The following is a 13907-nucleotide window of genomic DNA, read 5'->3' as shown; positions in this document are numbered from 1 at the left end:
TCCCTGTTATTGCCAAATAGAAAATCAGACCGGATCCAGCGCGCGCGCGTCTTCCGGGTGCCAGCCGATGCGGATGGTCTGGCCCGGGTTCAGCTTGGTCTGGCCCAGCGTGTTGCGGTATTTCATGACAAAATCGTCCTGCCCGGCAACCTTCAGCCGCGCCCGCAGAATGTCGCCCATATAGACGACATCGCGCACCTCGGCCTCGATCGTATGCGCGCCCTTGGGCATCAGCTCGGGCTTGAATTCGACGCGCTCGGGGCGGACCGAGACGGTCGTGGTCTTGCCCGCTTCGCGGATATTCACCGCGGTTGCGTCGATCAGGTCGCCATTGCCCAGACGCACCAGCGCCTTTTCGCCCTCCAGCTTCTCGATCTGGCCGCGTAGCGCGTTGTTTTCGCCGATAAAGCCCGCGACGAAGCTGTTTTCGGGCTGTTCATACAGCACCGGCGGCGGGGCAAGCTGCTGGATGCGCCCGTCATTGAACACCGCGATGCGGTCCGACATAGTCAGCGCCTCGCCCTGATCGTGGGTCACATAGACAACGGTGATGCCCAGACGGTCGTGCAGCGCCTTGATTTCAAACTGCATATGTTCGCGAAGCTGCTTGTCCAGCGCGCCCAGCGGTTCATCCATCAGTACCAGTTCCGGGTCAAAGACCAAGGCGCGGGCCAGCGCGATCCGCTGCTGCTGACCGCCCGAAAGCTGCGCCGGGCGGCGGTTCTTGAACTGGCCCATCTGCACCATGTCCAGCGCGCGGGTCACGCGGCTTTCGCGTTCATCCTTGGACATGCCACGGACTTCCAGCGGGAAGGACAGGTTTTCGCCCACGGTCATATGGGGAAACAGCGCGTAGTTCTGAAACACCATGCCGATGCCGCGCTTGTGCGGCGGCACATCGTTGATGTTCTTGCCGTTCAGGCGAATCTCTCCATGCGTGGCGGTTTCAAAACCGGCCAGCATCATCAGGCAAGTCGTCTTGCCCGAGCCAGACGGCCCAAGCATGGTCAAGAACTCGCCCTTGCCAATGGTAAGGTTCAGATCCTTTACGACAAGGCTCTGACCGTCATAGCTTTTTTGCACATGATCGAAGACGACGAAGGCGTCGTTTGCGGCTGCATTGGCCAAGTGCGGGGCTCCCTGATTGTCTGGTTTGTTGTTTTCCGCAAACCCAACTATGCGGCGGTTCCAGCGCTTTGCAACTGACATGTGCAGTTTTCATCAGCCACGCCGTTTCTGCACGAATTTCGGGCAATCGCGCTGAGCTTGTTTCACCCGCGATCCGCCGCCCAGCGCGGAACAGGCAAAAAACCTAAAAAATCCTGATGCAACGCCTTGAAGTTCAGGGTCAGCCGCCCCGCCCCGCAAACTGGCAGATGCTTGGACATTTGGCCACGGGGTTGAGTGCCCGGCCAGACCGCTTGCGCAAACGTCGCATTCATCCACCTCAGGCGTCGCAAAACCGTCCCGGCACAGCACGCCGGAAAAGCAAAAAGGCCCGGTCGATGACCAGGCCCTGCGGCTTTTCCTGCGGTTCTTACAGGGTTCTGTTTGGTGCGGCCGAAAAGACTCGAACTTTCACTCCGGTTAAGGAACAGCGACCTCAACGCTGCGCGTCTACCAATTCCGCCACGGCCGCATCCTGGTAGGCTCGGGTCTCATAGACGCTTGCGTGGCGGATGAAAAGGGAATTTTCACCCGCCAAACGCGATTTTCACTCGGCTGCGACGGCGGCCTGCGGGATATAGTTCAGGATCGGGGCCAGCCAGCGTTCCGCCTGAGCGACGGTCATGCCCTTGCGCGCGGCATAGTCCAGAACCTGATCGTGTTCGACCTTGGCCACGCCAAAGTAATACGCATCCGGATGGCCGATATACAGCCCCGAGACCGAGGCACCGGGCCACATCGCCATGGACTCGGTCAGTTCGACCCCGGTCGCCGCTGTCGCATCCAGCAGATCGAACAGCGTCACCTTTTCCGTGTGGTCGGGCTGGGCCGGATAGCCGGGCGCGGGGCGGATGCCGGGATAAGGCTCGCCAATCAGCTCGTCGGGGGCGAAATCCTCGTCGGAATAGCCCCAATAGGTCTTGCGGACCCGTTCATGCATCATTTCGGCCAGCGCTTCGGCAAAGCGGTCGGCCAGCGCCTGCACCAGAATGGCCGAGAAATCGTCATGCGCGGCCTTGAAGCGGTCGGCGATGCCCTGTTCCTCGGCGCCTGTCGTCACCACGAAGCCGCCGACGTAATCGCGATGGCCCTTGGGGGCCACGAAATCCGACATGGCGACATTCGGGCGGCCATCGCGTTTGGCCACCTGCTGACGCAGCGTGTGCAGCGTGGCCAGCGGCGTGTCGCGGGTTTCGTCGGTAAACAGGCGGATATCGTCGCCGTCGCGGTTCGCGGGCCAGAAGCCGATGACGGCGCGCGGCTTGAACCATTTCTCGTCGATGATCCGCGCCAGCATGGCCTGAGCGTCGGCGAAAAGCTGGCGCGCCACCTCGCCCTGTTTCTCATCCTCAAGGATGCGCGGATAGACCCCCTTCAGCTCCCATGTCTGGAAGAAGGGCGTCCAGTCGATATAGCGCGCGATCTGCGCCAGATCGAAATCATCGATCACGCGCGGACCCAGAAACTGCGGCGCCTTCGCGTCAAATCCGGTCCAGTCGATCTGCACCGCATTGTCGCGCGCCGATGCCAGAGGCAGGCGTTTCTTTTCCGCCTCGGCGCGGGCGTGCTTATTGGCCACGTCCAGATATTCCGAACGGATATCATCGACATAGGCAGATTTTCGTCCCGACAGAAGGTTGCCCACCACACCCACGGCGCGGCTGGCATCGGTGACATAGACCGTCTGACCCTTGGCATATTTCGGATGGATCTTGACCGCCGTATGCACCCGGCTTGTCGTCGCGCCGCCGATCAGCAGCGGAATATCGAAGCCTTCGCGCTCCATTTCGCTGGCGACATGCACCATCTCGTCCAAGGACGGGGTGATCAGCCCCGACAGGCCGATGATATCGACGTTTTCCGCCTTCGCGACCTCAAGGATCTTACTGGTCGGGACCATCACGCCCAGATCGATGATCTCATAATTGTTGCAGGCCAGAACGACGCCGACGATGTTCTTGCCGATGTCATGCACGTCACCCTTGACCGTCGCCATCAGCACCTTGCCCGCGCTGGAGGACGCGCCGCCCCCGGCCTTCTCGGCCTCCATGTAAGGAAGCAGATGCGCCACGGCCTGCTTCATCACCCGTGCCGATTTCACCACCTGAGGCAGGAACATCTTGCCGCTGCCGAACAGATCGCCCACCACGTTCATCCCGGCCATCAGCGGGCCTTCGATGACATGCAGCGGACGTTCGACCGACAGGCGGGCTTCTTCGGTGTCCTCGTCGATGAATTCGGTGATGCCGTTGACCAGCGCATGTTCCAGCCGCTTGTCGACGGGCCACGTGCGCCATGTCATATCCTTTTCGCGCGCCTTGGCCCCGCCCTGACCGTGGAAACGCCCGGCAATGTCCAGCATGTTTTCGGTGGCCGAGCCCCCTTTGGCAGGCGTGCGGTTCAGGACCACATCCTCGCAGGCTTCGCGCAGATCGGCGTCGATCTGGTCATAGACCGCCAATTGCCCGGCATTGACGATGCCCATGTCCATGCCCGCCTGAATGGCGTGATACAGGAACACGGCATGCATCGCCTCGCGCACGGGTTCATTGCCGCGGAAGCTGAAGGACAGGTTCGACACCCCGCCCGAGATATGCACATGCGGCAGGGTCTGCATGATGCGGCGCGTGGCGTTGATGAAATCGACGCCGTAATTGTCATGCTCCTCGATCCCGGTCGCCACGGCGAAGATGTTGGGATCGAAGATGATGTCCTGCGGCGGAAAGCCCACGCGGTTGACCAGAATGTCATAGGCGCGGCTGCAGATCTCGACCTTGCGGTTTTCGGTGTCGGCCTGCCCCACCTCGTCAAAGGCCATGACGACGACCGCCGCGCCATAGCGGCGGCACAGGTCGGCATGGTGGATGAAGGCCGCTTCGCCCTCTTTCAGGCTGATCGAGTTCACGATGGCCTTGCCCTGGACGCATTTCAGCCCGGCCTCGATCACCTCCCATTTCGAGCTGTCGATCATGATCGGCACGCGGGCGATGTCGGGTTCCGCCGCGATCAGGTTCAGATAGTCGATCATCGCCTGCCGGGAATCGATCAGACCCTCATCCATGTTCACGTCGATGATCTGCGCGCCGTTTTCGACCTGATCGCGGGCCACATCCAGCGCCGCGGTGTAATCGGCATTGGTGATCAGCTTGCGGAACTTGGCCGAGCCGGTGACGTTCGTGCGCTCGCCCACATTCATGAAGGGGATGTCGTCGGTCTTGGTGAACGGCTCCAGCCCGGAAAGCCGCAGGCGCGGTTCGATTTCGGGGATGGCGCGGGGCGGCAGCCCCTCGACCGCGCGGGCGATGGCCGCGATATGGTCGGGCGTCGATCCGCAGCAGCCGCCGACCACGTTCACCAGACCTTCGCGCGCAAATTCCAGCACCTGCGCGGCCATGTCCTCGGGCGATTCGTCATATTGGCCCATCTCATTGGGCAGGCCCGCATTGGGATAGGCGCAGATCAGCGTATCCGCGACGACCGACAGTTCGGCCAGATGCGGGCGCATCGCCTCGGCCCCCAGGGCGCAGTTCAGGCCCACGGTCACGGGCTGGGCATGTGCGACCGAATACCAGAACGCGGTGGGCGTTTGCCCCGACAGCGTGCGGCCCGACAGGTCGGTGATCGTGCCCGAGATCATCACCGGCAGCCGCAGGTTGTTGCGCGCGAACACCTCTTCGCAGGCAAAGATCGCGGCCTTGGCGTTCAGCGTGTCGAAAATCGTCTCGATCAGGATCAGATCGGCCCCGCCATCAATCAGCCCGCGGATCTGTTCGGCATAGGCCACGCGCAGGTCATCGAATGTCACCGCGCGATAGCCGGGATTGTTCACGTCCGGGCTGATCGAGGCCGTGCGGTTGGTCGGCCCCAACGCGCCCGCCACCCAGCGCGGGCGCCCGTCTTCTGCGGTGGCGCGGTCCAGCGCCTGCCGCACCAGCCGCGCGCCGTGAAAGTTCAGGTCATAGACCGCCGCCTCAAGCCCGTAATCGGCCTGCGCGATGGTGGTCGAGGAAAACGTGTTCGTCTCGACGATATCGGCGCCCGCCTTGGCATAGCGGTAATGGATCTCTTCGATCGCGGCGGGCTGGGTCAGGATCAGCAGATCGTTGTTGCCCTGCTGCGGATGCTCGCCCGGTATCGGAGGATGGCAGCCGCAGCCGCACCCGCCGCCATGGCCACGAAAATCGTCCTCGTTCAGGCCAAGCTGCTGGATCTGCGTGCCCATCGCGCCGTCAAGGATCAGGATGCGGTCGCGCGCGGCTTGCGCGATGGCTTCAAAGACGGGCGATTTGGGCAGCGTCATGGCGGACTCCGGGCAGGGTTGAGCCGTTCATATAGGCGTTGAAGCGCTTTTAGTGAAATTCAACATCCGCACAATGATCATGCACCAGATTCATGATCTGCCTGCCCCCCCTTGCGGCACGGACGAATTGCCGCCAAATGGCAGGCATGACCGACTGGATCACCGCCCCCGGACTGACCGACTATCAAAAGGCCGTGGCCTTCATGGAGGCCCGCGCCGCAGCCATTGCCGCAGGCGAGGCGAATGAGCTGATCTGGCTGGTCGAACATCCGCCGCTTTACACCGCCGGCACCAGCGCGCAGGCCGCCGATCTGCTGCGCCCGCGCTTTCCGGTGCATGAAAGCGGGCGCGGCGGGCAATATACCTATCACGGGCCGGGGCAGCGGGTGGTCTATGTCATGCTGGACCTGAACCGCCGGGGCCGCGACATCCGCGCCTTTGTCAAATCGCTGGAAAACTGGGTCATCGACGCCCTGGCCGAATTCAACGTCACCGGCCAGATCCGCGATGGCCGCGTCGGCGTCTGGGTGCAGCGCCCCGACAAGGCTGCGCTGCCGGACGGGTCCATGCGCGAAGACAAGATCGCGGCCATCGGCGTCAAGCTGCGCCGCTGGGTCAGCTTTCACGGCATCTCGGTCAATGTCGAACCGGATCTGGGGCATTACGACGGGATCGTGCCCTGCGGCATCGCCGAACATGGCGTCACCAGCCTTGTCGATCTGGGCCATCCGGTCGAACTGGCCGATCTGGACGTGGCGCTGATGCGGGCCTTCGCCAGAAATTTCCCGCCGCTTCCCGGCTGAAATTCGGGCTGAGTTTCGGGCTGAATTTCGGGCATTTTCAACAAATCGTGCTGTCTGTCTTATGCCTCATGCGACCTTTTGGTCGTATCCAGCCGGGTTGACCCATGCTAGCCGTCAACCCAGGGAAGGGAGAGGTCCCATCCGTTTTTCATGGAAAACGACCTAAGAGGAACCAAGATGAAGACCGCGATCTATGCCTCGGTTGCCGTGGCGATGTTTGCGCTGCCCGCCGTGGCGCAGGATGCCGCCAATGGCGAAAAGGAATTCCGCAAGTGCAAGGCCTGCCACATGATCCAGTCGCCCGACGGGACCGATGTGGTCAAGGGGGGAAAGGTCGGCCCGAACCTTTACGGCGTCGTCGGTCGCAAGGCCGGAACCGCCGAGGGCTTCAAGTTCTCGGACGCGCTGATCAAGCTGGGCGAGGCCGGTGAGATCTGGACCCCCGAGGATCTGGCGGGCTACGTCACCGACCCCAACAGCTATGTCGAGGAAAAGGTCGGCGACAAGTCCCTTAAAACCAAGATGACCTTCAAGCTGGCCAAGAATCAGGCGGATGTGATCGCCTTTCTGGCCCAGCACTCGCCCGATGCAGGGGCCGCGCCTGCGGCAGACGCCGCCACCCCTGCGGAACCGGCGGCACCCGCGACCAACTAGGACGCACAGACGCAGCTTGGCCACAACCTGCGGCAAGACCGGGCCCGATCCGGTCGCCGCGATTGCCGGTCGCGGGAATGTGTTCTAGAAATTGATCCGAGTCCGTCGGCCCCCGGGCCGGCTAGCCGCATGTTTAGGGAGTTCAGCATGGCAGACGCAGCCGTTCACGGCCACGGGGACCATCATGACACGCGCGGGTTCTTTACCCGCTGGTTCATGTCTACAAACCACAAGGACATCGGAATCCTGTATCTGTTCACCGCGGGCATCGTGGGTCTGATCTCGGTCAGCTTCACGGTCTATATGCGGATGGAGCTGCAGCATCCCGGCGTGCAATACATGTGTCTGGAGGGGGCACGTTTCATTGCGGACGCCAGCGCGGAATGCACGCCGAACGGCCATCTGTGGAACGTGATGATCACCTATCACGGCGTGCTGATGATGTTCTTCGTCGTCATTCCGGCGCTGTTCGGCGGCTTCGGCAACTATTTCATGCCGCTGCATCTGGGCGCGCCCGACATGGCGTTTCCGCGTCTGAACAACCTGTCCTACTGGATGTATGTCTGCGGTGTCGCACTTGGCATCGCCTCGCTGCTGGCGCCGGGGGGCAGCGACCAGCCCGGCTCGGGCGTGGGCTGGGTGCTGTATCCGCCGCTGTCCACGACTGAAAGCGGCTATTCGATGGATCTGGCGATCTTTGCCGTCCACGTTTCGGGCGCGTCGTCCATTCTGGGCGCGATCAACATCATCACCACCTTCCTGAACATGCGCGCGCCCGGCATGACGCTGTTCAAGGTGCCGCTGTTCGCGTGGTCGGTCTTCATCACCGCATGGCTGATCCTGCTGTCGCTGCCGGTGCTGGCCGGGGCCATCACCATGCTGCTGATGGACCGCAATTTCGGCACGCATTTCTTCAACCCGGCGGGCGGCGGCGACCCGATCCTGTATCAGCACATCTTGTGGTTCTTTGGCCACCCCGAGGTCTATATCATCATCCTGCCCGGCTTCGGGATCATCAGCCACGTCATCTCGACCTTCGCCAAGAAGCCGATCTTCGGCTATCTGCCGATGGTGCTGGCCATGGCCGCCATCGGCATTCTGGGCTTCGTCGTCTGGGCGCACCACATGTATACGGTCGGCATGTCGCTGACCCAGCAAAGCTATTTCATGCTGGCCACCATGACCATCGCCGTGCCCACGGGCATCAAGGTGTTTTCGTGGATCGCGACAATGTGGGGCGGCTCGATCGAGTTCAAGACGCCGATGCTGTGGGCCTTTGGCTTCCTGTTCCTGTTCACCGTCGGCGGTGTGACAGGCGTGGTGCTGAGCCAGGCGCCGCTGGACCGGGTGTATCATGACACCTATTACGTCGTGGCGCATTTCCACTATGTGATGTCGCTGGGTGCGGTCTTTGGCATCTTCGCGGGCGTCTATTACTGGATCGGCAAGATGTCGGGCCGCCAATATCCGGAATGGGCGGGCAAGCTGCATTTCTGGATGATGTTCATCGGCGCCAACCTGACCTTCTTCCCGCAGCACTTCCTTGGCCGTCAGGGGATGCCGCGCCGCTATATCGACTATCCCGTGGAATTCGCGTTCTGGAACAATATCTCGTCGCTGGGGGCCTATCTGTCCTTTGCCTCGTTCCTGTTCTTCATCGGCATCGTCTTCTACACCCTGTTCCGCGGTCAGCGCGTGAATGTTCCGAACTACTGGAACGAACATGCCGACACGCTGGAATGGACCCTGCCCTCGCCCCCGCCCGAGCACACGTTCGAGCAACTGCCCAAGCGCGAGGACTGGGACCGCAGCCACGCGCATTGATGCCTTACGCATGGCATGACACGGCCCCGGAGCAGGACTCCGGGGCCGTTTTGCATCTGTGGCCAAACCGCTCCCTGCCCACGCAAGGCTTCGTCTGGGTCATCGGGCTGACAGCGGGTTTTCTGGCGCTGCCCTTGCTGGCGGTCCTGGGCACGGCGGCGTTGTGGGGTGTGCTGCCCTTTGCCGCGCTGGCGGTCTGGGCGCTGTGGGCTGCAATCCGCCGCAGCTATCGCGGCCCGTCCGAGATGTTGCAGCTGTCCCGGCAGGCGCTGATCCTGACCCGCAGCGATCCGGGCCGCGCGGATCGCGTGTGGCGCACGGATCCGTATTGGGTGCGCCTCGCGCTGCACCACAACCATCCCATCGAAAGCTATCTGACCCTGACAAACGGCCAGCGCGAGATCGAGCTGGCCGCGTTTTTATCGCCCGAGGAGCGGGTCGCGCTGCATGATGATCTGCAGCGCCGTCTGCTGGCTTTGCGCTGAGGCTGCGGGCTATTTCACCGCCGCATTTCCTCCGTCTGCATAAAGCGCCGTCCCGGTCACGAAACTGGCCATCGGGCTGGCCAGAAACAGCGCCGCCGTCGCGATTTCCGAAGGCGCGGCGATGCGCTTCATCGCATGCAGGCCCGCCGCCCAGTCCTTCTGCGCCTGATCGCCCGCCATTGCCGTGTCAGTCCCGCCCGGCAGCAGGGCATTGGCGCGGATCCCCAGATGCCCGTAATCCGCGGCAATGCCCTTGACCAGCCCGCTCAGCCCGGCCTTGGCCGCGCCATAGGCCGCCATTCCGGGCAGACCGACACTGCTGCCCACAAAGCTTGAGATCATGATGATCGCCCCCGAGCCGCGCCGCAGCATGGCCGGGATCTGTGCGCGCACGCCCAGAAAGCCCGCCGTCAGATTGGTTGCCAGCACCTGATCCCAATCTTCGGGTGCCAGATCCGCCAAAGGCTTCACCGGCCCCACCAGCCCGGCATTGTTGACGGCGATGTCCAGCCCGCCAAACTGATCGCAAGCCAAGGCCACGGCGCGCAGGTGCGGATCGGCCTGCGTTGCATCACCCACCACGACCGCCGCCCTGCCACCTCGCGCGCGGATGCCATGTGCCACCTCGTCCAAGGGTCCGGCACGCCGGGCCATCAGCACCACCGCCGCGCCTTCGGCGGCGAACAGTTCGGCGATCGCGCGGCCGATCCCTGCGGATGCTCCGGCGATCAGCGCCACCCGGTCTTTCAGCATGGTCATGTCTTTCGTCCCTTCCACATTGCCATGCGGCAGGGATAGCCAGATCCGCGCGGCCTGACCTCCTGCGGATTGCGCTCAAATCGGCAGGCAGCGGCGCGCAAAAGGCCCGGCATTTGCGCCGGGCCCTGCGTTAGTCATGTCGTCACCGTGGCCGGATCAGCCATCCACGCGGATGACCTTGTTTTCCGGGTCATAGGGGCTGTCCTCGGTCACCACCGCATCCCAAAGCTGGCGCTGCATGCGCACTTTCAGGCGGGTGCCGGGCTGGGCCAGATCGGGGCGGACATAGCCCATGCCGACCGACTTGTTGAACGCAGCCCCCCAGCCGCCCGAGGTCAGGCGGCCGACCTTGGTGGCGCCGTCTTCGGTGTAAAGCGCCTCGCGGCCCCACGGATCGGCGTCAGGCGGCCCGTCGATCAGCAGCGTCACGCATTGCGAGCGCAGGCCCTTGTCCAGCATGGCCTGCTTGCCGTTGAACTCTTTGCCCAGATCGACAAAGCGGTCCAGCGCGGCCTCGAGCGGCGTCGCGTCGCGGCCAAGCTCGGTCCCGAAGGCGCGATAGGACTTCTCTTGCCGCAGCCAGTTCTGCGCCCGCGCGCCGACCAGCTTAAGCCCATGCTTTTCACCTGCGGCGACCAGTTGATCCCACAGATAGCGGCCAAATTCGATCGGGTGGTGCAACTCCCAGCCCAGCTCGCCGGTATAGGCGACGCGGATGGCGCGGACCGGGCACATGCCCAGCTCGATATTGCGCATCGACAGCCACGGGAAACGCTTGTTGCCCAGAACCGTCGCAGGGTCGGCATCGCGGACGATTTCCTTCAGGATGTCGCGCGATTTCGGCCCGGCAATGGCAAAGACGCCCCATTGCGTGGTGATGTCCTGAATGATGACCTGACCGAATTCGCCCTCCATCTCCTCGGCGGATTTGCGCAGGAAATCGGCATCGTAATCGGTCCATGCCCCGGCCGAGATCAGGTAGTAATCATCCTCTGCCAGACGCACGATGGTGTATTCGGTGCGCGTGGTGCCGGCATCGGTCAGCGCATAGGTCAGATTGATCCGGCCGACCTTGGGCAGCTTGTTGGTGGTGAACCAGTCCAGAAACGCCGTCGCGCCCGCGCCATAGACGCGATGCTTGGTAAAGGCCGATGCGTCGATCAGGCCCGCGGTATTGCGCACGGCCTCGGCTTCGGCCTTGGCATATTGCCACCAGCCACCGCGGCGGAAACTGCGGGCGGCGTGATCGTCAAAGCCGATGGGCGCGTAATAGTTCGGACGCTCCCAGCCGTTCACCTGCCCCATCTGCGCGCCAGCGGCGATCTGGCGGTCATAGGCGGGCGCGGTGCGCAGGGGCCGCGCGGCTTCGCGTTCCTCGTCGGGGTGGTGCAGGATGAAGACATGCTCATAGCATTCTTCGTTCTTCTTGACGGCGTATTCGGTCGTCATCCAGCTGCCATATCGGCGCGGATCCAGCGACGCCATGTCGATCTCGGCCTCGCCTTGGGTCATCATCTGGGCCAGATAGTGACCCACGCCACCCGCTGCGGTGATGCCGAAGGAAAAGCCCTCGGCCAGCCACATGTTGCGCAGGCCCGGCGCGGGGCCGACCAGCGGGTTGCCATCGGGGGTATAGCAGATCGGGCCGTTGAAATCGTCTTTCAGACCCACGGTTTCGGAGGTCGGAAGCCGGTGGATCATCGACATGTATTCTTCCTCGATCCGTTCCAGATCCAGGGGGAACAGGTCGGCGCGGAAGCCTTCGGGCACCTCATAGGGGAAGCGTGCGGGCGCATTGCGTTCATAGGGTCCAAGGATCCAGCCGCCGCGTTCCTCGCGCACATACCATTTGGCATCGGCATCGCGCAGCACCGGATGTTCGGGATTGCCCGCCGCGCGCCATGCGACCAGCGCCGGGTCCGGCTCGGTCACGATATACTGGTGTTCGACCGGAATGGCGGGGATCTTGATGCCCAACAGACGCGCGGTGCGCTGCGCGTGGTTGCCGGTCGCGGTCACGACATGTTCGGCCCGGATCTCGAAGGGTTCGTTCGCAGGGACAAGGTTGCCGCCCTTTTCGACCATGCGGTCACAGGTGACGATCCATTCGTCGCCGGTCCATTTATAGCCGTTGACCTGAATCCTGCGCTCGATGGTGGCGCCTGCCATGCGGGCGGCGCGGGCCATGGCCTGCGTCACGTCGGCGGGGTTGATATAGCCATCGGTCGGGTGGAACAGCGCGCCTTTCAGCCCGTCGATATTGACCAAGGGCCAGCGTTCCTTGATCTGCGAGGGGGTCATGAACTCATGCTCGACGCCCACGGTTTCCGCGATCGAGGAGTAAAGCTGATATTCGTCCATCCGGTCCTGCGTCTGTGCCATGCGCAGGTTGCCGCAGCGGGTGAACCCGGCATTCAGCCCGGTCTCGGCCTCAAGCCCGGCATAGAGCTTGACCGAATAGTCGTGGATGTGGCTGGTCGCATAGCCCATGTTGAACAGCGGCAAAAGCCCGGCGGCGTGCCAGGTGGACCCGGCGGTCAGCTCATCGCGTTCGACCAGCATCGTGTCCCAGCCCGCGCGCGCCAGATGCAACGCAATACCGCAACCGACGGCACCGCCTCCGACCACAAGGGCCTTCACATGGGTTTTCATCGCAAGCGACTCCTTTTTCGCGCGTGGGCTATCCTTGTGCGATTACTGCCAGAGGTCAAAACCGGCGACATGATTTCTGCGACATTTTCACGGCGAAAAGCGACATGTCGCATTTCGCTGATCTATCGGACGCAGAGATGCCGCGCCCGCGCGCCCCGGCCGCGCCTAAAGCATCGAGGGCACGACCAGATCGGGCGGGCGATGACCATCGGCGAAGGTCTTGATGTTGATCAGGACTTTCTCGCCCATCTCGATCCGGCCTTCGACCGTGGCGCTGCCCATATGCGGCAGCAGCACGACATTCGGCAGCTCGCGCAGGCGGGGGTTGATTTCATGGCCGTGTTCAAAAACGTCAAGACCGGCGCCCGCGATCTCGCCCGCGCGCAGCATCCGGGTCAGGGCGTTTTCGTCGATCACCTCGCCGCGCGAGGTGTTCACCACCACCGCCGAGGGCTTCAGCAACTTCAACCGCCGCGCGTTCAGCAGATGAAAGGTCGAAGGCGTGTGCGGCGCGTTCACGCTGATGATGTCCATCCGCGCCAGCATCTGGTCCAGACTTTCCCAATAGGTCGCGTGCAGGTCGGCTTCGATTTCCGGGCGCAGGCGGCGGCGGTTGTGGTAATGCACCTGCATCCCGAAGACATGCGCGCGCCGCGCCACGGCCTGCCCGATCCGACCCATGCCCAGAATGCCCAGACGCCGCCCGCCGACGCGCCCGCCCAGATGCGCGGTGGGCGACCAGCCTTCCCAGCGCCCGGCCTGCATCTCGGCCAGACCTTCGGGAATGCGGCGCGTGACGGCAAGGATCAGCGCCATGGTCATGTCGGCGGTGTCCTCGGTCACGACGCCGGGGGTGTTCGACACCAGCAGGCCGCGCTGGCGCGCCGATTGCACGTCGATGTGATCGACCCCGGCGCCGTAATTCGCGATCAGCTTCAGCCGCTCACCGGCCTGCGCCAGCATGTTCGCGTCGATCCGGTCGGTGACGGTGGGCACGATCACGTCGCTTTCCTGCATCGCCGCAACCAGTTGTTCGCGCGTCATCTTGCGATCTTCGTGTTTCAGCGACAGGTCGAACAACTCGGCCATGCGCGTCTCGACCGCCTCGGGCAGGCGGCGTGTGACAGTGACCTTCAGGCGCGTGCGGGCCGGATCGGCTGCGGACATGAGGCTCTCCCTATCTTGGGGCCGTCCCGTCTTTCCAAACCGGGCGGCTTTTGGCAAAGTGCCTGCGTTGAGGGGCCGGCACAAGACCCCCGGAAT

9 protein-coding genes and 1 tRNA gene are annotated in these 13907 nt (G+C 63.3%); 4 read left to right on the top strand and 6 right to left on the bottom strand.

The features are described 5' to 3' along the window. Positions 1-24: 24 nt before the first annotated feature. The 3 genes from GL284_RS12085 to metH all read right to left on the bottom strand — a co-directional run bounded on the left by GL284_RS12085 (position 25) and on the right by metH (position 5467). A complete protein-coding gene (locus GL284_RS12085; RefSeq protein ID WP_155044883.1) occupies positions 25-1128 on the bottom strand; it encodes an ABC transporter ATP-binding protein in 1104 nt (367 codons plus the stop codon). A 424-nt stretch (positions 1129-1552) separates the two neighbouring features. Next, positions 1553-1639, bottom strand: a tRNA-Leu gene (locus GL284_RS12080). A 75-nt stretch (positions 1640-1714) separates the two neighbouring features. Further along, a complete protein-coding gene (metH, locus tag GL284_RS12075; RefSeq protein WP_155044882.1) occupies positions 1715-5467 on the bottom strand; it encodes a methionine synthase in 3753 nt (1250 codons plus the stop codon). A gap of 137 nt (positions 5468-5604) precedes the next feature. On the opposite strand from metH, the gene lipB reads away from it, so the two are divergent. The 4 genes from lipB to GL284_RS12055 all read left to right on the top strand — a co-directional run bounded on the left by lipB (position 5605) and on the right by GL284_RS12055 (position 9233). Continuing rightward, positions 5605-6270 (top strand): lipoyl(octanoyl) transferase LipB, encoded by a 666-nt coding sequence (gene lipB / locus GL284_RS12070; RefSeq protein WP_255453259.1) that lies wholly within the window; start codon positions 5605-5607, stop codon positions 6268-6270. Positions 6271-6447: 177 nt separating this feature from the next. Further along, entirely contained in the window at positions 6448-6924 is a 477-nt protein-coding gene (locus GL284_RS12065) for a c-type cytochrome (protein ID WP_155044880.1), read from the top strand. Between the two features lie 147 nt (positions 6925-7071). Beyond that, entirely contained in the window at positions 7072-8748 is a 1677-nt protein-coding gene (gene ctaD, locus GL284_RS12060; RefSeq protein ID WP_155044879.1) for a cytochrome c oxidase subunit I, read from the top strand. Then, entirely contained in the window at positions 8748-9233 is a 486-nt protein-coding gene (locus tag GL284_RS12055; RefSeq protein ID WP_155044878.1) for a DUF2244 domain-containing protein, read from the top strand. The genes ctaD and GL284_RS12055 overlap by 1 nt, the downstream gene beginning before the upstream one ends. 9 nt (positions 9234-9242) lie before the next feature. Here GL284_RS12055 and GL284_RS12050 read toward each other — a convergent pair whose 3' ends face one another. From GL284_RS12050 to GL284_RS12040, 3 genes are all read right to left on the bottom strand, one after another. Next, positions 9243-9992 carry an SDR family oxidoreductase gene (locus GL284_RS12050; protein WP_155044877.1) on the bottom strand — a complete coding sequence of 250 codons (750 nt, stop codon included), beginning with the start codon at positions 9990-9992 and terminating at the stop codon, positions 9243-9245. A gap of 156 nt (positions 9993-10148) precedes the next feature. Then, entirely contained in the window at positions 10149-12644 is a 2496-nt protein-coding gene (locus GL284_RS12045; protein ID WP_155044876.1) for a GcvT family protein, read from the bottom strand. Positions 12645-12809: 165 nt separating this feature from the next. Then, positions 12810-13811, bottom strand: coding sequence for a 2-hydroxyacid dehydrogenase (locus GL284_RS12040; protein ID WP_155044875.1), 1002 nt, complete (start codon positions 13809-13811; stop codon positions 12810-12812). Between the last annotated feature and the right edge of the window lie 96 nt (positions 13812-13907).

The organism is Paracoccus shanxieyensis (genome assembly GCF_009711265.1).
GTDB classification, from domain to species: Bacteria; Pseudomonadota; Alphaproteobacteria; order Rhodobacterales; family Rhodobacteraceae; genus Paracoccus; species Paracoccus shanxieyensis.
Note: the sequence above shows the minus strand (reverse complement) of the source record. Positions and strands in the feature narration are given on the sequence as shown.